The organism is Mucilaginibacter sp. (genome assembly GCF_039935595.1).
Lineage (GTDB): Bacteria > Bacteroidota > Bacteroidia > Sphingobacteriales > Sphingobacteriaceae > Mucilaginibacter.
This window is the reverse complement of record NZ_JBDTJZ010000216.1, coordinates 32,166-52,832: the sequence shown is the minus strand read 5'-3', so window position 1 is coordinate 52,832 and position 20,667 is coordinate 32,166. Positions and strand designations below refer to the sequence as shown.

Below are 20,667 nucleotides of genomic sequence, written 5' to 3'. Positions count from 1 at the left end.
CCTTAGTTATTCAAACCTGAAACTAATGCCTTCAATATTAAAAACATATAAAAGCAGCTATTTTAAAATGGTTGCTTTTTTTTGTTTGGGGTGCCTATACGCGGGCAATTGTTTTTCGCAAACAGCGTCCGCATATATTGATAGCTCAAAAACTCATGTCGAACTGTATGGCATAAAACAGCAAATACCGGCCATGTTTGTTCATTTTGATAAAACCGTATACTCCAATAATGAGAATGTTTGGTTTACCGCTTATTTGATCAACCCAAAAAGAGAAAATGATCATACAGTATTGTTGGTTAACCTGGTAAAGGATGATAGCCGTAAAGTAGTGTTGGAAGATAAATTTTTGATACAAAAAGGGTTGGCTTTTGGCAATATGTTTATTCCTGATTCAATCAGTGCCGGTAATTACACATTAGTAGCGTATACTAATGTAATGAAGCAAGGCAGGCCCTGGGTTATATTTAAACAGTCAATTACTATTAAAACATCCGGACAGCAAACGTTTAACGCCTATCTTAGCCCTATTGATACCGCAATAACCTCGGCAGAAAGAAAAGTGCGGTTATTGGCCAATATATCGATACAGCCCTTGGCTAATGCACAGGTAAGTTATTATGTGGGCAGCCCGGCCAGTCATGTATTATCGGGCGTGGTTAAAACAAGTGTAATAGGCGAGTATATTTTTAACATCCCGTCAAAAATTTTGAGCGAGGGTAATAATAAACTCTATGTCAATATTCAATATAATAAAGAGGAAAAAGAAGTAAGCATGGTGCTGCCGGTTGCCAAACAGCCTGATGTGGTAAACTTTTATCCAGAAGGCGGTAACCTGGTAAACAATTTACAAACCCATGTTGGCTGGGAAACTAAGGCGGCAAATGGTAGTCCCATTAAAGCAACCGCTGTGCTTTACCAAAACGATAAACCCGTTGATACCATTGAAACAAATGGTTACGGCATGGGTAAATTTTTAATAACTCCCCGGGCCGGCACCCGGTATTATGTTAAATTATTTAATGCCGAAAAGCAGTATGAATTGCCTGTAGTATTATCGGTGGGGCCGTCTTTAACCACACAACATGCGTTGGCAAATGATACATTGTCTGTTATGCTGTTTGATAATAAGCCCGAAAAGCTGTTATTGCTGGTGCATAATTACAAGCAACTGTTTGCAGCAATGCCCATACTAATGACAGGGGCCAATAAACGTGTAAAAGTACTTTTGGTTGATGTACCCAAGGGTATTACCCAGCTAACGATTACCGACAGCCTGGGCAGACCCTTTTTGCAACGTACATTTTTTGCACATTATAACCGGCGCGAAACGTTGCAAATTAATACAGGCTTGCCCGAGTATACTACACGACAAAAGGTTAATGTTAAAATAAGGCTCAATAAGCCCGCTGCTGATACTTCGGCTATGGCGCTGGTATCCATTGCCTGTGTGCAGGATAACCGTGTGGAAGCAAAAAAGAAGAGCGATATTGAAAGCTATTTCTATTTAAAAAACGAATTGGGCGAACTACCCCTAAAAGACAATTATTTAGGCAATGAGGAGGCCGATAAGGGTTTTTTAGAGGACGTTTTATTGATAAAGGGATGGTCGAGATATAAATGGACGGATGTGCTGAAGGTAAAAGAAGCAGATACGGTTCGCCAGTTTACAACGCCTGTTTTTAGTGGACTGGTTAGCACAGTTAATAATAAACCTTTAAAAAAACCGGTACAAGTTATGTTAATGAACGGGGCAGGTGTTACACAGGTTGAAACTGATAGCACAGGGAATATTATTTTTGATAATAATGACCTGGTAACCGAACCCGAAAAAAAATTATTAGCCATGGTTGGGGGCGATAACCCTGATAGTTATAAAGTGCAGATAGTCGATCCATATAGTTTAATTGACCCCAAAATACTGGATTGGCTAACCTATAAAGACTATAACACAACGGCCCAGCAAAACACAGCTAATGCTCAGCTTGATGGTTTTCAACGGTCTATTAAATTAAATGAAGTTAAAATTATTGATAAGAAAGACGACCAGTTTTTTGGTGTCGGAAAGCTTTATGTAAATGCTAAGTGCGGCGATTATATATGCAGATACGGCATATTAAATTGTCCAAATCATCGAAACGAACGCGATAATGTTTACATAACAGATTGTCCGATAAAATTGCCACCAAATACAAGTTACAGGGTAATGTTTAAAGGTATCTATAATTCTGTTGAGTTTTATCCGGCTGATTATTCGCAATTAAACCCCTCACAACCTGATTATGTTTCGACTATTTATTGGAACCATCTTTCGCAGATCAAATCAACCGGCGATGCCGAATTTTCATTTTATACCAGCGATATCACCGGCAGGTTTAAAATAATTGTACAAGGTATAACCAGCAATGATGTGGTTTATGGCGAGAAAACCTTTAATGTAGTTAAAGCCAAGTAGGATTTAGAGCGGAAAGCATAAAGGTAAAAGCCGAAAGCTGAAAGCGAAAAGCAGAAAGCAATAAGCTGCAAAACCAAATATCTTACCTGTCAAATCTTTAGCTTTCTGCTTTCAGCTTTAACCTTTCCGCCTATTTAGCGGTTATTTTAAACTCTGTTCTGCGGTTTTTGGCGCGGTTATCGTCGTTGTCGTTCGGCGCTATGGGTTGGGTTTTGCCATAACCTTTAAATACCAGTCTGGCGGCATCAACTTGGTTATTAACAAGATATCCGAATACTGCTTTTGCCCGGTTTTGTGATAACGTTTGGTTCAACTGGTCGTTACCCACATTATCGGTATGGCCGGATATTTCAATATGGATAGTTGGGTTTACCTGCAAAAATTCGATCAGCTTTTGCAACTCCGCCATTGACTCGGGCTTCAGGTCGAACTTATTGGTATCAAAAAATATGTTTTTTAATATTACTTTATTGCCTATCTCAATAGGTTCTAACAATATGGCAATGTTAAATGGGTTGTTTGGCTGATGACCTACGAGCGAGAAGTTCTCTGAATAAAACAAATAACCCGTTTTTGAAATATTGAGGCCGTAGTTTTTACCGGCTGTAAGTGTCGCCAAAAAGTCCCCTTGTTCCGGCGAGCTATAATTCTGGTAAACCGGTTGGTTGTTTTGCAGGTCCAGTATCTCAACCGCCGATTCAAGCGGTTGTTTGGTTTTGGCATCAGCTACGGTGCCTTTTACATAAGTTACTACATGAGGGCGTAGTTTTACCGGCATTTCAAAGGTGTAAATGTCAAAACCGCCAAAACCTTTTAAACTGTTTGACGAGAAAAACGCTGTCATCCCATCTGCTGTTAAAGTAAGCGCGTTCTCGTCGCGGTTTGTATTAATGGGATAGCCCAGGTTTTCCGGCTTCTGCCATTTGCCATCGGTACCTAAACGGCTCACAAACAAATCCTGGTTACCCATGCCCGGCCAACCGTTTGAGCAAAAGTACAGCGTACTGTCATCCGCATGGATATATGGCGACTGCTCGTTAAAAGCCGTATTAATGTTTGGTCCCAGGTTTTCCGGCTCTCCCCAGCCTTTATCGGTAAGTTTTGATTTCCAGATATCATAACCGCCATAACCACCTTTGCGGTTGCTTACAAAATACAGCGTGCGCCCATCGGCACTAATAGATGGCTGCGATTCCCAACCCGAAGTATTTACCGGCGGACTCAAATCAAACGGTTTGCCCCATTCATCGCCTTTTTTTTGCGAGATGTAGATATCGCACCTGCCCAAGCCATCCGGACGGTTACAACCTGTAAAAAACAGGTACTTGCCATCCTGCGATATGGATTGCGCCCCTTCGTTATTGGTGGGTGTATTTATTTTGTCGCTTAAATAGGTGGCTTTTTGCCATTTATTATCCTGACGGATTGATTGATAAAAATCTTCGTTACCGTTTATCTGGCGGGTAAAAATCAGGGTCTTTTCATCAGCAGTAGCAATGGGCGAATACTCATCGTCGGCGGTATTAATTTCAGGGCCTATATTTACCGGAGTAAAGCTAACCGGGTGTTGCATGGCATTGATGCTAAACTTACAATCGGTTATCATTTTATTTGCCGCGGCTGTGTTTGCCGCGTTGATGTTGGGGTAGGTCAGGTATTTTTCCAGATGTTGCAAAGCATCGGTATACTTACCTTCATTAAGTTCTGTTTCGCCCAGTTTAACGTAAACACCCCGGTTAAAATCGGCATCTAATGCTATAACCTTTTTATAAGTTGCAATGGCTTGGGTATTGTATTTTCTTAACCGGTAAACGTCGGCCAACTGGGCATAGGCTTCAATAAACTTGCCATCGGTCGCTATTGCTTTTTGCAGCAGTTGGATGGCCTCCTCATATACATGATCGTCAATGGCGCGGTTGGCATCGCTAAAATATTTTAACGCGTCTTTATCCGTAGTGCTGTAGGGTGCCTGCGCAAAGCCGGTAATAGATAACACCAATAATAAAACGAGGAAAGTTAACCTGCTCATTCCGTATGGTACGTAGGGTATATATCCTAAGTTACAAAAATCAGGGGATATTTAAATACTTATGCGTTTGTAAGGAGATTTCCCATTTAGGGTTGTTCATCACATAATCAATAATAAGCGGCGTCATTTCTTTTGACTTTGACCATTCGGGCTGTAAATATAGTTTGCAGTTTGCAGTTACCAGTTTGGCGTTTTCTTCGGCAAACTGAAAGTCGGACTTATTAAAAACGATCACCTTTAACTCGTCAGCCTTTTCGGCCACACTCAACATGGGTGCCTTAAACTTTTTGGGCGACAGGCATATCCAGTCCCAATGCCCCGATAGCGGGTAAGCGCCCGATGTTTCAATAAATGTTTTAATGCCTTGTTGCTGTAGCTGGGTGGTCAGGTAATCTAAATTATAAATTAAAGGTTCGCCGCCGGTTACTACTACGGCTTTGCCGGGGTGTGGTAAGGCATTTGCAACTATCCGGTCGGCGGGGGTAAGCGGGTGTATTTCGGCATCCCAGCTTTCTTTAACATCGCACCAATGGCAGCCCACATCGCAGCCGCCCAGGCGAATAAAATAAGCCGCCTTACCGGTATTAAATCCCTCGCCCTGTATCGTATAAAACTCTTCCATTAAAGGAAGCAATGTGCCATCTTCCGGAACCTGGTGTGCCATAGGCGGCAAAGGTACGGTTTTGAGGGGAAAGGTTAAAGGTTAAGGTGTAAAGGTGAGATTTGGGTGATTTTTTAAATAGATAAAACTAAAAAATATAACTTTATAGTAAGTTTGGAATTTATATGACAAAACAAGAGTTGATTGAAAAACTTGACACCTTAGGCGTTAAACCAACATGGTATTCTTTGGACGATAGAATTATTGAAGGAACAAATATGGAACGTAACTTCAATTATTATGGCGATAATAAAAAATATGAAGAATGGCGCGTGTTTGAACAAGAAAGAGGCAACAGGTGGAATGAAGATATATTTTATAATGAAGACGAAGCCTATGAAAATATTTATCAAAGATTTAAAATATCATTAAAGCATAATAATAAGGCTTAATTATTAGTTAGCTTTACTCTATGAAAAGGCCATATCTACTTTTCCTGCTTTTTATAATGCTTTGCTTCACGTCATGTGTGGATATTGAGGAGCATTATGATTTTAAAGCGGATGGATCGGTTAAGGTGGTGTACGGTTTTGACATGAGTAAGGCGGTATCGGTGCTGATGAATTTAATGACCGACTCCGTGCGCGAAACCCCGCAATTCAGTATGAAAAAGGACACCACGCTTAACTTTTACAGCGCCCTGCCCGATACTACCCAGCTAAAAATGAGTACCGAGGAATATCAAATGGCCAAAGGCAGCGACCTGAATGTTAAGATGGACCTGAGTAAAAACATCATGAAGGTAAACATTAGTCACCTGGCTAAAAACAGCAACGAACTGGAGTATTACCTGGACCATATCTCTAAAATATCATTGGGCGACCAGGTAAATAATGTGGCTAAAACCGGCAAAAATATTAAGGGTTTTGACGCGCAGCAACTGGTTGCCGGGCAGGATTATTATGATTACGACGTTACCCCGCATAAATTTTACCGCATTATTGATAAAGCTAAGTTTAACGCTTTTCTGAAAAAAACATCATCAACCTTTGCCATGGCCAAGGCTATGCTGATTGATATGCCCTATAAACTGGTGCTTAATTTTGCCAAACCCGTAAAAAAAGTAACCAATCCCAAAGCCATCGTATCTGCCGACAGGCGCACCGTTACCCTGATAACCGATATGAACGAGGTGATAAAGGACCCTTCGGTGATGAACCTCAAGATCGATTTTTAATATATAATGAATTGGTACAAGGTAGGCGAGCTTACAGATCATAACAAACCATTTATTAAAAAAGTTAAAGCAGGCGGCAAAAGCGTTTGCCTGGTAGGGTATGAGGGGCGTATTTATGCCCTATCGGCAACCTGCCCCCATGCCGGTGCCGAACTAAGTGGCGGCTGGTGCAGGGAGGGCAAGATCATTTGTCCGTTTCACCGCTATAGCTATAACCTGCAAACCGGCAAAGGCGACCCGGGCCAGCATGATTATGTAGATACCTACCCGGTGGAAATAAGGGAGGATGGGGTTTATGTTGGGATAGCGTCGTTTGGGGATAAGTGGAGGGAGATGTTTGGGTGAGCCCCTCTCTGTCATCTCGAACAAAGTGAGAGATCTATACACTCACTAAGTAGACCATTGGCTATGCAATGTTATTCCTGATTGATCTCGTTATTTAAAAACCTCCAATCAGGATTAAAGGATTCTATTAATAAGTTCTTCTTTTTTCTGCTCCACTTCTTGATTTCTTTTTCGCGTTCTATAGCATAGTTAATATCATTAAAATGCTCATAATAAATCAGGTTATGGCAATAATATTTTCCGGCAAATGAATTTTTGTTGCCTTTGTTTTCGGTATGTTCTTGTATGCGTCTGCTTAAATCATTGGTTACGCCAACATACAGGACCGTTTTTGTAGGATTGGTAGTAATGTAAATATAAAAGTTATAGTTCCACATACGGTATAGCCTGTCAATGTATAGATTTCTCCCGTTGGTCGAAATGACATTGGTTGCTATAAATAAACTTCCTTCTTAGCCGAAGCTAACGTATTCTTTAACAACCCTATGATGGTCATTAACCCCACCCCACCGGGTACAGGTGTTATCCATGAAGCTTTTGGGGCCACGTTATCAAAGTCAACATCGCCATAAAGCTTAAAGCCCGATTTGGTGGTGGTTGATGTTTCGCGGTTCATGCCTACGTCAATTACAACAACGCCATCTTTAACCATGTCAGCAGTAATAAAATTCTTTTTGCCGATGGCTACGATCAGGATATCGGCATCCAGCGTAAATTTTTTAATATCAGGGGTGCGGCTATGGCAAATGGTAACGGTGCAATTGCCCGGCTGTGTATTCCTCGCCATTAAAATACTCATGGGCGAGCCTACAATATTACTCCGACCCACCACCACGCAATGTTTGCCTGCGGTATCAATACCGTATTCTTTAAGCATTAAGGTAATGCCATAAGGCGTAGCGGGGATAAATGAGGGTAGGTTACGCTGCATCCTGCCCAAATTAACCGGGTGAAAGCCATCTACATCCTTGCGGTAATCAATACGCTCGGTTACTTTTTCAGGATCGATGTGTTTAGGTAGGGGTAGTTGTACGATGATGCCGTCGATATCCGCGTCGGCGTTTAATTCCTCTACTTTTTTAAGCAATTCAGCTTCACTAACCGTATCCTCATACCTCACCAAAGTAGACTGAAAACCTACCTTTTCGCAGTTTTTTATCTTGCTGGCTACATAAGTTTCGCTGCCGCCATCGTGGCCCACCAATACGGCTACCAAATGTGGTTTGCGGCCTGTTTTTGCCAAATAAGAAGCAGCCTGCTCGGCTATTTCTCCTTTAAGTTTTTCTGATACGTATTTTCCGTCGAGTAATTGCATTATAGATTCAAGAATTAAGAGTCAAGAATCAAGATAAGCTTTGTCTTAACTCTTGATTCTTGACTCTTGGGTCTAATATTAGTCTAATTTCAAAACCGCCATAAACGCGCTTTGAGGTATCTCTACGTTACCTACCTGGCGCATCCGTTTTTTACCGGCTTTTTGTTTCTCCAATAGTTTACGCTTACGCGATATATCACCACCATAACATTTGGCGGTAACATCCTTACGCATGGCTTTCACCGTTTCGCGGGCTATAATTTTAGCACCTATGGATGCTTGTATAATAATTTCAAACTGCTGGCGCGGTAAAAGCTCTTTCAGCTTCTCGCATATCTTTTTACCAAAGTCGTACGAGTTACCGCGGAATATCAATGATGATAAAGCATCAACAGGCTCCGAGTTTAATTTAATATCCAAACGTACCAAATCACTCGGGCGGTAGCCTATCTGGTGGTAATCAAACGAGGCATAGCCTTTTGAAATAGTTTTCAGCTTATCATAAAAATCAAAAACGATCTCGCCCATCGGCATCTCGAATACCAGCTCCACACGGTCGGATGTTAAATACGATTGATTTTTTATAAACCCCCGTTTTTGTATACAAAGCGACATTACCGGCCCCACAAATTCGGATTTGGTAATGATCGTAGCTTTAATGTATGGTTCCTCAACCCGGTCAATTTTACTGGGGTCGGGCAGGTCTGATGGGTTATTTACCACTATCTCGACCCCTTTGGTTGAATAGGCCAGGTATGACACGTTGGGTACGGTGGTAATCACCGTCATGTTAAATTCGCGCTCCAAGCGCTCCTGGATAATTTCCATGTGCAGCATCCCCAGGAAACCGCAACGGAAACCAAAGCCTAAAGCCGCGGATGATTCCGGCTCAAAAACCAGCGAGGCATCATTAAGCTGTAGCTTCGCCATTGATTCACGCAACTCTTCGTAATCCTCAGTATCTACAGGGTAAATACCCGCAAAAACCATCGGCTTAACCTCTTCAAAACCTTGTATGCCGGTTTCGCAGGGACGGGTAATGGTGGTAATGGTATCGCCAACCTTCACCTCGCGCGATTCTTTAATGCCGGAAATGATATAACCTACATCACCCGTTTTTATAACGTCTTTAGGCAACTGCTTTAATTTAAGCGTGCCCACTTCCTCTGCTATATACTGCTTTTCGGTAGCGAAGAATTTTACTTTATCGCCTTTACGTATCTCGCCGTTAACCACTTTAAAGTAAGCCACAATACCGCGAAACGAGTTGTAAACCGAGTCGAATATCAACGCCTGTAAAGGTGCTTCGGGGTCGCCAACAGGGGCGGGTACACGGTCAACAATAGCGCGTAATATATCATGCACGCCCATACCGGTTTTACCCGATGCGGCTAAAATCTCTTCGCGTTTGCAGCCTATTAATTCTACAATCTGGTCCTTTACTTCCTCGGGCATAGCGCCGGGCAGGTCCATTTTGTTCAGTACCGGGATGATCTCCAGGTTATTCTCCAAAGCCAGATAAAGGTTTGATATAGTTTGTGCCTGTATGCCCTGCGCCGCATCCACAATCAGCAAAGCGCCCTCGCAGGCAGCAATAGACCGCGAAACTTCGTACGAGAAATCCACGTGGCCGGGGGTATCAATCAGGTTCAATACATATTTCTGGCCATCCAGCTCATAATCCATTTGTATGGCATGGCTTTTTATGGTGATGCCGCGTTCGCGCTCAAGGTCCATATCGTCCAGCAATTGGGCCTGGCTTTCGCGCTGGGTAATGGTATTGGTATATTCTAACAACCTATCGGCAAGGGTACTTTTGCCGTGGTCAATATGTGCTATAATACAAAAATTGCGTATGTGCTTCATTCGCCGCAAAAATAGGTTTTTTAGGCGATATTTTTAAGTGTGATTTTAAGGGTTTAAAGGTGTTTATAAAGCTATGTCTAAAAACTTTACTACAGGCAAAGCTGTTATGTATATTTGAATTTTTTACCAGGATCAAATTAAATAACTATGAAAAAGGTATTATTTATATTTTCACTGCTGTTTCCCTTCATAACGCAGGCACAAACCCAGTACAAAGCTTCAAATGGTGTTACCTATCACGTTGGCGATACCGTAAAGCTGGGTCGTGGGTCAAAATCAGATGGGTCGTTTTTGTATTTAGAAGATCATGGCCTGATACCTAACCCGCGTAGCGTACGTAACCTACCCAAGGAGTTTGCCAATGTTGGCGCCGTTATCAAAAATATAAGAACCATGCGCATTAACGGTGTTGATAAATATATTTTTAGCGTAAACCCGGGCGGCCCCATGCGATATACCGTATTTATCGACGACGCCATTGCCGCCTGCGAGGTTAAACCATGCACACCAGAAACTGGTGCAGCACCGGTAAACTCTGTTGCCGATGAGATCAAAAAACTAAAAGCATTGCTCGACTCCAAAGCCATTACACAGGCAGAGTATGATAGTCAGAAGAAGAAATTATTGGGGCAATAATATGTAGAATACACTTATTTTTACAGGATTTAATCCTGTAAAAAATGAAAGCCTATTTTACGCAACTTTTTAATTACGATATCTATGCCAACCAACTAATTTCAACCATTGTTAAGGCAACCCCGTTAAACAAGCCGGTGCAGTTAATGGCGCATTTGCTGGCCGCTCAGCAGGTATGGCTTAGCAGATGTAATGGAACAAGCGGTACTGATTATACCGTCTGGCCCGAAGCTGCGGTTGAAACATTTGACCAGGCGATAAATGATAACCATCAGCAATGGCTAAACTACCTGGGAGGGTTAGATGAGGCGGATTTCGACAAAGAAATAATCTACAAAAACTCGCAGGGCGTTGAATTTAAAAACAAACTGGCTGATATATTAACCCATGTTATTAACCATGGCACGCATCACCGCGCTCAAATAGGTCAGCTTTTAAAACAGGCGGGGAATGAAAACCTGCCCAATACTGATTTTATTTTTTATTTAAGACAATAAAAACTAACCGATGCTGCCGCATTAATTGTTAATTTTGAAGCCTACAACACCAAACATGAAAAAGTTATTTATTATAGCCGCTGCCGCATTGGCCCTTGCTGCCTGTAACAGTAGCAGCGATCAGGAAAAAGCCCTGCTTGATGATGTTATTAAAGCACACGATAAAGTAATGGGCAAGGACGAGCAGCTGATGAAGAACAAAATGAAGATAGATACCTTGCTTACTACGGTTAAGGATACGGCTCAAAAAAATCAGCTGATTAAACTTAATGCGGGTTTGATAGTGTCTGAACAGGCGATGGAGAACTGGATGCAGCGGTTTGACCCCGAACAAAAGGATAAATCGCACGATGAAAAGGTGGCTTATCTTACCGGCCAAAAAAGACAGGTAACCGTTATTGATTCGCAAATAAACGTAGCTATTCAAAAATCTACAGAATACCTTAACCAGTTAAAAAAGTAATATGAAAAAGTTATTGGGTGCGGCCGCTATATTGCTTTTATACAGCGCGTGTAATTTAACAGGCAGCAAAAAAACATTACCCATTTATGGCGAACGCGAAGTGGCTGCTAAAAACGTAAATGGCCAAACCGTTGTAGATACCATTTACCATACCATACCGGCATTTAAATTTATAAACCAGTATGGCGACAGCATAACCAACAAAAGCCTTAATGGCGATATTTACGTGGCCGATTTTTTCTTTACCTCGTGCCCGTCTATCTGCCCGGTTATGCACCGCAATATGCTTAGTGTATATAAACAATTTAAGGATGCTACTGATGTTAAAATTATATCCTACAGCATTGACCCTAAGCACGATAGCGTTAATGTATTAAAAAATTACGCCACTAAGCTGGACATCACCGGTAACACCTGGTATTTTTTGCAGGGTAAGAAAGAGGATACTTATAAACTATCTGAAAGCTATCTGGTTACCAAACCGCAGGAGGATGCCAAGCAAATGTTTATACACGATGGTTATTTTATTTTGGTAGATAAACAGCAGCGCATACGCGGAACGTACGACGGCACCAAGCCCCAGGAAGTTGAAAATTTAATAGCCGATATTAAAACCCTGCGTACCGAAGCCGACCAAAACCCCACCAAGTGAAAATACGCGCCATTTGCATAATTGGCTTATTGCTGGCGGTGCTGGTTGCCTGCCAAAGCGAGGACGCGCTGGAGTTTAGCCGTTATTATTCCAGCGGCAAGGTAGTTTACCAAAGCCGTTGCCAAAACTGCCATGGCGACAAGGGCGAGGGACTATCCGCCCTGATACCACCGCTTACCGACTCGGTTTATCTTAAAGCCAATAAACAGCAACTGGCCTGTATGGTAAAATACGGCATGAATGCGCCCATTACCATCAATAAAAAAGCGTTTTACAATAAAATGCCCCTTACCGACCTCGCCCCGGTAGAGATTGCCGAGGTGCTAACCTATGTAAATAACTCGTTCGGGAATAAAATGGGGGTGGTTACTACCGCCATGGCGGAGGGTGATTTGAAAAACTGTAAATAATCCCTCTGTCATTTCGAACGGAGAGAGAAATCTATACATAACCCGGCGTAGCATATGTATAGATTTCTCTCGCTATGCTCGAGATGACACCCTGATTTACCCGTGTTCATCTTATAATCCTTTTATCTTATAAATCTTAGTTACCTTTGTAATTGCAAAACGTTCTATCGCTGTTCATCTCAAGTGGACGGAGGAAAGTCCGGGCAACATAGAGCATCCTGCTTCCTAACGGGAAGGCGCCGACAGCCGGCGACAGCAAGTGCCACAGAAAATAAACCGCCCCCCGGGGTAAGGGTGAAAACGTGAGGTAAGAGCTCACGGCCTTTACGGGTAACCGTAATTGCGGTAAACCTCAGGAGTTGAAAAACCAAATAGGTCCTGAAAGCGGAGCTGCTCGCTCCCGTATCTGCGCAAGCGGATCGTTAGGATGGGTAGGTTGTTTAAGATTGCCGGCAACGGCAATACCAGATTAATGATAGAAGCCGTCCCGATAGCTATCGGGACGGTACAGAACCCGGCTTACAGGTTTGCTGCTGTATACCCCTTTCGGTTAAACGGAAGGGGTTTTTTGTTAAATAGCGGGCTGTCATCCTGAGCTTCGTCGAAGGATGCGCGTAATGGCCCTTGCCCGCTGTGGTTCGACGGGCTCACCATGACAGCGCTTTTTTGTATCTTGGTATAAAATGAAACTATATCACGTCTATATTTTGCTATGTAATGATGGGTCATATTACACCGGAATAACTAATGATTTGGATAGGCGACTTTTTGAACATGAAACCGGGTTTAATGTAGGATGTTATACTTATAAACGCCGACCTTTAAAGTTAGTTTTTAATGAATTGTTTTCAGATGTTAACCAGGCCATAGCTTTTGAAAAACAAGTTAAAGGATGGAGAAGAGCAAAAAAGGAAGCGATCATAAATGGTAATTGGCATCATTTGCCACAATTATCAAAAAAGAAATAAAACAGGGTGTCATCCTGAGCTTCGTCGAATGATGTGCGTAATGGCCTTTACCCGCCATGGTTCGACGCGGCTCACCATGACAACCCTCTTAAACAAACAGTGGGCTGTCATCCTGAGCTTCGTCGAAGGATGTGCGTAATGGCCCTTACCCGCTATGGTTCGACGCGGCTCACCATGACAGCGCTCTTTTTAAATTTATTCCCCACACCCTTAAACACAATTAAATAATTACACCAAAAGTAAAATAACCGTTATTTATGCGTACCTTTGTATATAATTTATTTAATAACAATATAATGCAAGAAGGAACAGTAAAATTTTTTAATGAAACAAAAGGTTTCGGATTTATCACACCTGCTAATGGTGGAAGCGAAATCTTTGTACATTCAACAGGCTTAATTGACAACATTCGCGAAAACGATTCTGTTAGTTTTGAAGTTGAGCAAGGCCGTAAAGGACCTAACGCAGTAAATGTAAAAGTAGCTTAACACACTATAAATCATTTAAAAGCATCTTCCTTTATGGGAGATGCTTTTTTTGTACGTAATTTTTAAGACCAGGGCAAATAGCCTTAGCTAATTGATAAAAACCGCAACTTCGGGTGAACGAAGTTTAATGTTACACTTAATTAATATAATGGGTAGATCCACAGAAACATTTAGTAAAAAAGAGCGCGAAAAAAAGAAGCTCAAAAAACAACTGGACAAAAAAGAAAAAGCCGAAGAGCGTAAAGCCAATGGCGATAAGGGTAAAGGTTTAGAAGAAATGATGGCCTATGTTGACGAGAACGGCAACATTACCTCAACACCGCCCGACGCAACCAAACGCAAGCAGGTTGCTGTAGAAAGCATACAGATAAGTACCTCCAAACAGGAAGATATTGAAGTTGAGGTGGTGCGTAATGGCGTGGTATCTTTCTTTAACGAGTCAAAAGGTTTTGGGTTTATTAAGGACCTGCTAAGCCAGGAAAGCATTTTTGTGCACGTTAACGGCTTGCTAGAGCAAATTGGCGAAAACGATAAAGTTACTTTTGAAACCGAGCAGGGGCAAAAGGGCTTAAACGCCATTAAGGTTAAAAAAACCGTTAAGTAGTTTTTTGGGTTGATTAAGTGATTGGTTTGGTTAATTACAACTGTACCAATCACCATCAATTTACGTTCTTCTCAATGTCATCTCTCCACATTGTCATTGCTTCTATTTCTGCGCGTCATTGCGAGCGGTAGCGTGGCAACCTCTACATAGGACAAGAATGTGTTATGTGGAAAACGACAACATCCGCCGCTCATAGCCGCGGAGGCCTATTACTTTTTCCTTGATGAAAAAGTAACAAAAGATCAAGTCAGCCAAAAGGCTTCTCTGCCGCACTGGGCCTTTGCCCTGCAAATCAGGTAAAACCTGGGCCGCAAACAGTTGCCCCGCGTCGCGCTTGCCCAACCCTCCGGCAAATATTTACTATACCCTGCAGCCGCACCACCCACCATTGTTTGTACCTGATTTCGCCCGAAGTTGCTTGGCTGACGGGTGCCCACATTTCCTTTTATGTCATTGCGAACGGGTAGTGTGTAGCCCGCCTACCACTCTCCGCGCGTCATTGCGAGCGGTAGCGTGGCAATCTCTACATAGGACATTCAACTACATAGGACATTCAAACAAATCATAATTTATCACACGCGACACGCGTGCGCCAGCAGGTGAGGGGTATTATTCAAAATTCTTTTCATAGTCATCCTGACAGACTTTAGGTAACTCGGACTTTTTCCTTTCCATATTGTCATCTATCCACTTTCGACATTCAGCTCTGTCCAAATTGTTGTTACCTATAATTATTCTTAATCGTATCGCAGTTGTCCTTGATACACCAAACGATAATAAACTTAAAGTTGTAGGATGATAAGCTCCAAGTTCTAAATAAGCCGACAAATTTATAACATTGATCTCTCTGCCAGATGTCAATAAGAAATGTTGAAGAATATCTGTGTAGCACTTTAAGTATTTGGAATACTTAAATGTGACGATGCGTTCGATTTCGTCTACAATCGACCGGACACATCTATTAACTGAAACAAATTTATTTTCTTTTTTTTCGTAATCGATTCGCTCCTGAATTAAAAATCCAATAGATTTTTCATTTATCCATTGGGAGGAAATTACTGCATAATGTCTTAATATGTTTTTGTCAGTTCCTCCCAAAAACAAATCATCAATTATCTGATAAATTGCTACTAAGGAGTTATAAAATTCCGTGCCGGATGCTGGATATTTAGGCAAAAAGTAAGTGTATATTTTTGTGTGAAACAATAAAAAAAGGTCATTTTGAAACCGCGGGTCTATTCCCGAGTTTTTTCGTAATATCTCTTTTGGCAAGACATTTTTCGTTGCAATAGTTTTAATGGCTCCGTCTATTTTTAATATGTTGTCCAGAGAGTTAAGCACCATTTGATTCTCACTTACAAATCGTTCAACCGTATTGGCATTATCTTCTAAGAAATCGAGTATAAATGTTGATGTTGCCTGTTCTAAAATGTCTTTTTCTTTTGCCGGAAAGGGCTCTTTGGCGTTTTGCAAATAAGCCGACAGGTCGGCACTTCGGGTACTTAAGGAATCTTCGGTAGCACTTTCTATGGTGTAGTTTTCAATTGATCTCTCGGGAATATAGCCCTCGATGCCCCATTCCCGTACATCTATACAATAAATGTTTCCATAAAAATCTTTTAATAATCTCCCCGCTCTTCCTGCCAAGTTCCAAAAGTCAAATTTACCCATTTTGGTTCCTCGGCCTTTTGTTGGCTTATGGATGAATACATTTCGTGCGGGTAAATTCATACCCTCCAATAAGGTACTTGTGCAACAAAGATAGTTTACCGGAATGCTTTCATTTGCAAATAGCTCTTCGATCTTTTCCTTGAGTTCACGGGGCATAGTCGAATAGTGAAAAACCACACCCTTCTTTAGACAGTCGATCAATGTATAATCTGTGTGTATATTATCCTTTATAAATTCTGAAAAAATGCTTATGGCTTCATGCTGTACATCCGGCAAATATTTACACAATTCGCTCGCTAACTGCTCAGTATCGGACGCTCCGTTTGCGTATAAGATATTTGATTGATTTTTTCCAAGGTGGAACGCCCAAAAAGCCATTTTAGCTTTATTTGTAGTAGGACACTGTTTTTGCAATGTAGATTCTTTTAATATTGGCATTTGTGTCACACCCAGACATGCAAGGAACTCCAGTTTTTTATTCGAATTAAGAAAAATAACATTTTGGTGTACTTGTGAATAGTTTGTCTGGAATTTTTGAACTGATACTTTATACTTTTGAAAAAATTCAGGATTTGAAGCAAGCGGTGAAGAAAATACGACTTTTAATAGTGGAAATCTCTTTATAGTCTGTCGTATCACGCGTTCTAGGATAATTCCTCTATTGCCGTCGTTGATTTTTTGCGCCTCATCCACGATAAGTACGTCAAGATTTATATCCAATTCTGATTTTGATAAAAAATTGCTTAATCTTTCCTGTGTTAAGATCAAAATGTGCTTTTCCTGTTTGATTTGAGTGTATATATCTTCAAATTCAAAAGAGATAGTTGAAGAGAGCACCCGTACATCATCTATGTCATATCTCCTAAAGCTTTCGCGGATGTCATTTTTAACCTGATTGATAAGAGCTTTTGTCGGTACCACATAAACAATATTAACCTGATCCCTTGTTTTAATTAAGTTAATAATATAGAGAATTAGCAAAAAGGATTTTCCTGCGGAAGTAGGTGCTGAAAAACTGGAGTCAATCCCCTTGGTTAGAGATTCTAATAAATCTCGCTGGAAATCAGTTAATAGAAGTTCGACTTCACCAATATGTACTTTGTTTTCAACGCTTTTGCTGGCTGATTCAATCTGTAAATCAAAAGGCATTTCTGAAAATTTCTCCGATTCAGTTATGGCACATTTTTTCATCAATAATTGATGTGCCGGGAAATTACCCAATCGAACCAATAAAAAGGAACAGATATCTATAATTTCCGGATATTCTTCTTTATAATAGATATACAACAACGTACCGATACTGTAACCAATTTGTTTGTATTCATCTTTAGTGGAACAGGCGAAGATAGATGCAGACTGAATCAGAAATTGTATATCATCTACCTGTAGGTTTATTCCGGAAATGCCCTGCAAGTTTAAACTCCCTAATATTTCATTCTGAACAAGCCTGTTATAGACTTTAAACTTATCAGACTTGCTGATTCGTTCAGAAAGTGTGTCATAAATGGATTCGCTATTTGTTTCCATATAACAAGGTTAGAAAGGTAGTCCTTAACGTGTCAATGTCCTTAAAAGGCATTACGAAGAAAAAAAAACGTTGTTTTATGGAAGGATAAACTATTTTCTTATTCAAATAATCTTTCATCACAGAGATTTCTGCTGTAAGTTGTTTTTTTAGTTCGCCCATTAACTTATCATTAGGTAAACAAGTTTCGATGTCAACAAACTTGTCCCAATTGAACCCTATAAAACAAGCGTGCACTTCAAGCCAATCATCACCCTTTGGTTTGGTGGGATCTAAAAACTCTATAATAGCTTCACGCAATTCTGCATTTGATACATCAATATGATTGTTGATGATTGATATTTCAAAATCCTTTTTCTTTCCTTGAAAATCTAAAACAGATTTAACACAATCGTCAAAAGCAGCATCACGCTTTTTGTTAAGTTTTGATTCACAATAAAAGATACATTTCTTATCGCCCTGAATACCTAAATGAATGCCGTCTGAACCTTTGAAATTTTCTCCTTGTGTCGTTTTTAGGGACATTTTACTGATGATTTGGGGAGCTTTTAGATAAGATTCCAGTAAAAAATATAGGGCTATTTCTCCAAGTTCACCCGACCTGCTGGAGCCTTTGCGGCCATTCGCTGAATCCTTAGCATTAAAGAATTTATCCCGCCCTTCAAAAACCAACTCGGTTATTTCATCAACTGTTTTACCTTTGTATCTTGCTTTTGGAAAACAATAGTATACAAGATGTTTGCGGAGGCTTTTTAAAAAATCTCCCTCGCGGTCAATACAATCATGATATTTTAAAAAATGAAAACTGGCATCAACCCGTTCATTTACTTTTATATCTTGATGAATTACGTCGATCAGCGCATTATAACTATCTTCTGAAACGTCAAAGCCATCTTCTAAACCGATTTGTTCAGCCTGATTTTGAATCATAATAGATTTGATAAGGTTGTGAAAACTATTAAATAAAGTCTAAGTTACAAATTAACTTACTATCAATAGGTTATACCTCACTAAATACATAAATTATCTTATTGCCCCAATGCTGGCGCGAGTATCCAGCGCCGGCCAGCGGGTTGCGTACTCGTGACTAAGTGAAAAAGTTTCAATTTCACCCTTAAATACAAAAAAACCACTTTATTGGTATAAAATACTGAAAGACAATGTGTTGTAAAAATAAAATCATGGTTAACACCTTTTTTTATTAACAAATTGATTATCAATTAATTAACTCATTTTTTTGCCGAAATATGTTAAGTTGTGTTAACCCTGTTAACCCAAAAAATCATGCTTAAATTTCGCTGCTGCTAATCGGGCATCAGCGCAATCCAACAATCACCATAATCAGCGGTTCAGACACTCAGCCCCAACCACTCACCCAATCAACCCAATCAACAAATTTAACCAAACCCAAAACAACATCCCTCCAAAAGTGTTTAGTTTAATATACAAAAGCATATATTAGCAAATACGTAACTACCTAACAAATAAACATGGCTAAAATTTTAATTATTGACGACGAACGCGCCATACGCAGTACCCTGCGCGAGATACTGGAATATGAAGATTATGAAGTTGTTGATATAGATAACGGCGTCGACGGGTTGGAGCTGATCCGCAAGGAAGATTTTGACCTGGTGCTATGCGATATTAAAATGAACCGCATGGACGGCATGGAGGTTTTAAGCGAGGGTCTGGCCATAAAACCCGATCTGCCGTTTATTATGATATCCGGTCACGGTACGGTGGAGACCGCTGTGGAGGCCAGCAAAAAAGGCGCTTTCGATTTCATCTCCAAACCACCCGACCTAAACCGCCTCCTGATAACCGTGCGTAACGCGCTGGACAGGGGCAGTCTGGTGGTAGAGACCAAAACGTTAAAACGTAAGGTATCCAAAGTTCGCCCCATACTGGGCGAGAGCCAGGCCATAGGCAAAATAAAAGAAACCATTGAGCGCGTGGCCCCGACCGATGCCCGCGTACTGATAACCGGTGCCAACGGCAGCGGCAAGGAGCTGGTGGCCCGCTGGCTGCATGAAAAATCAAGCCGTGCCAACGCCCCGCTGATAGAGGTTAACTGCGCGGCCATCCCGTCGGAGTTGATAGAGAGCGAGTTGTTTGGGCACGAGAAGGGGTCGTTTACCTCGGCCATCAAACAGCGCATAGGCAAGTTTGAATCCGCATCGGGCGGTACCCTGTTTATGGATGAGATAGGCGACATGAGCCTGTCGGCCCAGGCCAAAGTATTGCGCGCCCTGCAGGAGCACAAAATAACCCGCGTAGGCGGCGAAAAGGAAATTGAGGTGAATGTGCGCGTAGTTGCCGCAACCAATAAAGATCTGCTGAAAGAAATTGAGGCGGGTAACTTCCGTATGGACCTTTACCACCGCTTGAGTGTGATACTGATACACGTACCACCACTAACCGAGCGCAGGGACGATATAAGCCTGCTAACGCAAAGCTTTTTAGAGGAGATATGCAATGACTACGGTATGCCGGTTAAAAAGATATCAGAAGCGGCGCTGGAGGCCCTTAAAGCCCTGCCGTGGACGGGTAACATCCGCGAGCTGCGTAATATGGTGGAGCGCTTAATTATTCTAAGCGATAAAACCATTACGGATGCGGATGTGAAGGCGTTTGCCAACCCGTCGGCGCCGGTAGCTGCCGCCACAAATGGCAATGGCGCTGCGGAAACCGATTTTAACCAGTTTAAAAACTTCCAGGACTATAAGGACTATGCCGAGCGCGAGTATATTAAATTCAAACTCGAAAAAAACAACTGGAACGTATCAAAAACCGCCGACGATATTGATATACAACGCAGCCACCTGTACAGTAAAATTGAGAAGTACGGGTTGAAAAGGGGGGAGTAGTTTTAATTAGTGATTGAGTGAATTAGTGAGTGAGT

The 20,667-nt window shown here is 41.4% G+C and carries 20 protein-coding genes and 1 other RNA gene; 14 read left to right on the top strand and 7 right to left on the bottom strand.

Annotated features, from left to right (window positions below):
* Window positions 1-25 precede the first annotated feature (25 nt).
* Window positions 26-2,455: a hypothetical protein gene (locus ABI367_RS15650; protein ID WP_462227775.1), complete on the top strand. Its 2,430-nt coding sequence runs from the start codon at window positions 26-28 to the stop codon at window positions 2,453-2,455.
* 130 nt (window positions 2,456-2,585) lie between these two features.
* Here the strand turns inward: ABI367_RS15650 and ABI367_RS15645 are convergent, their stop codons facing one another.
* Together ABI367_RS15645 and ABI367_RS15640 are read right to left on the bottom strand one after the other, a co-directional pair.
* Window positions 2,586-4,484 (bottom strand): OmpA family protein, encoded by a 1,899-nt coding sequence (locus tag ABI367_RS15645; RefSeq protein ID WP_462227774.1) that lies wholly within the window; start codon window positions 4,482-4,484, stop codon window positions 2,586-2,588.
* A gap of 40 nt (window positions 4,485-4,524) precedes the next feature.
* Complete coding sequence (locus tag ABI367_RS15640; protein ID WP_462227773.1) at window positions 4,525-5,148, bottom strand: 7-carboxy-7-deazaguanine synthase QueE; 624 nt, start codon at window positions 5,146-5,148, stop codon at window positions 4,525-4,527.
* A 122-nt stretch (window positions 5,149-5,270) separates the two neighbouring features.
* Here ABI367_RS15640 and ABI367_RS15635 point away from each other — a divergent pair, with 122 nt between their 5' ends.
* From ABI367_RS15635 to ABI367_RS15625, 3 genes are read left to right on the top strand one after another with little or no spacing between them, the layout of a single operon-like run.
* On the top strand, window positions 5,271-5,537 hold the full coding sequence (locus ABI367_RS15635) for a hypothetical protein (RefSeq protein WP_462227772.1): 267 nt from the start codon (window positions 5,271-5,273) through the stop codon (window positions 5,535-5,537).
* Between the two features lie 20 nt (window positions 5,538-5,557).
* Complete coding sequence (locus tag ABI367_RS15630; RefSeq protein ID WP_462227771.1) at window positions 5,558-6,322, top strand: hypothetical protein; 765 nt, start codon at window positions 5,558-5,560, stop codon at window positions 6,320-6,322.
* Between the two features lie 6 nt (window positions 6,323-6,328).
* The gene (locus ABI367_RS15625) at window positions 6,329-6,667 is read left to right on the top strand and encodes a Rieske (2Fe-2S) protein (protein ID WP_462227769.1); all 339 of its coding nucleotides are present in this window, start codon (window positions 6,329-6,331) and stop codon (window positions 6,665-6,667) included.
* Between the two features lie 71 nt (window positions 6,668-6,738).
* Here ABI367_RS15625 and ABI367_RS15620 read toward each other — a convergent pair whose 3' ends face one another.
* The 3 genes from ABI367_RS15620 to lepA form a co-directional block, all read right to left on the bottom strand.
* The gene (locus ABI367_RS15620) at window positions 6,739-7,044 is read right to left on the bottom strand and encodes a GIY-YIG nuclease family protein (protein WP_462227768.1); all 306 of its coding nucleotides are present in this window, start codon (window positions 7,042-7,044) and stop codon (window positions 6,739-6,741) included.
* Between the two features lie 56 nt (window positions 7,045-7,100).
* The gene (locus tag ABI367_RS15615) at window positions 7,101-7,982 is read right to left on the bottom strand and encodes a bifunctional 5,10-methylenetetrahydrofolate dehydrogenase/5,10-methenyltetrahydrofolate cyclohydrolase (protein ID WP_462227767.1); all 882 of its coding nucleotides are present in this window, start codon (window positions 7,980-7,982) and stop codon (window positions 7,101-7,103) included.
* A 78-nt stretch (window positions 7,983-8,060) separates the two neighbouring features.
* Entirely contained in the window at window positions 8,061-9,848 is a 1,788-nt protein-coding gene (lepA, locus tag ABI367_RS15610; RefSeq protein WP_462227766.1) for a translation elongation factor 4, read from the bottom strand.
* Between the two features lie 147 nt (window positions 9,849-9,995).
* On the opposite strand from lepA, the gene ABI367_RS15605 reads away from it, so the two are divergent.
* From ABI367_RS15605 to ABI367_RS15565, 9 genes are all read left to right on the top strand, one after another.
* The gene (locus ABI367_RS15605; protein ID WP_462227765.1) at window positions 9,996-10,484 is read left to right on the top strand and encodes an SHOCT domain-containing protein; all 489 of its coding nucleotides are present in this window, start codon (window positions 9,996-9,998) and stop codon (window positions 10,482-10,484) included.
* Between the two features lie 44 nt (window positions 10,485-10,528).
* Window positions 10,529-10,981 carry a DinB family protein gene (locus ABI367_RS15600; RefSeq protein WP_462227764.1) on the top strand — a complete coding sequence of 151 codons (453 nt, stop codon included), beginning with the start codon at window positions 10,529-10,531 and terminating at the stop codon, window positions 10,979-10,981.
* A gap of 55 nt (window positions 10,982-11,036) precedes the next feature.
* Window positions 11,037-11,444 carry a hypothetical protein gene (locus tag ABI367_RS15595; protein ID WP_462227762.1) on the top strand — a complete coding sequence of 136 codons (408 nt, stop codon included), beginning with the start codon at window positions 11,037-11,039 and terminating at the stop codon, window positions 11,442-11,444.
* 1 nt (window position 11,445) lies between these two features.
* Window positions 11,446-12,096, top strand: coding sequence for an SCO family protein (locus ABI367_RS15590; RefSeq protein ID WP_462227761.1), 651 nt, complete (start codon window positions 11,446-11,448; stop codon window positions 12,094-12,096).
* Window positions 12,093-12,506, top strand: coding sequence for a c-type cytochrome (locus tag ABI367_RS15585; protein ID WP_462227760.1), 414 nt, complete (start codon window positions 12,093-12,095; stop codon window positions 12,504-12,506). Before ABI367_RS15590 ends, ABI367_RS15585 begins: the two co-directional genes overlap by 4 nt.
* Window positions 12,507-12,657: 151 nt before the next feature.
* An RNA gene (gene rnpB, locus ABI367_RS15580) (RNase P RNA component class A) lies at window positions 12,658-13,044 on the top strand.
* A gap of 145 nt (window positions 13,045-13,189) precedes the next feature.
* Window positions 13,190-13,474 (top strand): GIY-YIG nuclease family protein, encoded by a 285-nt coding sequence (locus tag ABI367_RS15575; protein ID WP_462227758.1) that lies wholly within the window; start codon window positions 13,190-13,192, stop codon window positions 13,472-13,474.
* A gap of 296 nt (window positions 13,475-13,770) precedes the next feature.
* Window positions 13,771-13,962, top strand: a complete 192-nt coding sequence (locus ABI367_RS15570) for a cold-shock protein (protein ID WP_462227757.1) — start codon at window positions 13,771-13,773, stop codon at window positions 13,960-13,962.
* A 148-nt stretch (window positions 13,963-14,110) separates the two neighbouring features.
* Complete coding sequence (locus tag ABI367_RS15565; protein ID WP_462227756.1) at window positions 14,111-14,566, top strand: cold-shock protein; 456 nt, start codon at window positions 14,111-14,113, stop codon at window positions 14,564-14,566.
* A 609-nt stretch (window positions 14,567-15,175) separates the two neighbouring features.
* Here ABI367_RS15565 and ABI367_RS15560 read toward each other — a convergent pair.
* Complete coding sequence (locus ABI367_RS15560) at window positions 15,176-17,764, bottom strand: DEAD/DEAH box helicase (protein ID WP_462227755.1); 2,589 nt, start codon at window positions 17,762-17,764, stop codon at window positions 15,176-15,178.
* Window positions 17,751-18,692, bottom strand: a complete 942-nt coding sequence (locus tag ABI367_RS15555) for a HamA C-terminal domain-containing protein (protein ID WP_462227754.1) — start codon at window positions 18,690-18,692, stop codon at window positions 17,751-17,753. The genes ABI367_RS15560 and ABI367_RS15555 overlap by 14 nt, the downstream gene beginning before the upstream one ends.
* A gap of 560 nt (window positions 18,693-19,252) precedes the next feature.
* On the opposite strand from ABI367_RS15555, the gene ABI367_RS15550 reads away from it, so the two are divergent.
* On the top strand, window positions 19,253-20,632 hold the full coding sequence (locus tag ABI367_RS15550; protein WP_462227753.1) for a sigma-54-dependent transcriptional regulator: 1,380 nt from the start codon (window positions 19,253-19,255) through the stop codon (window positions 20,630-20,632).
* The last annotated feature ends 35 nt before the right edge of the window (window positions 20,633-20,667 follow it).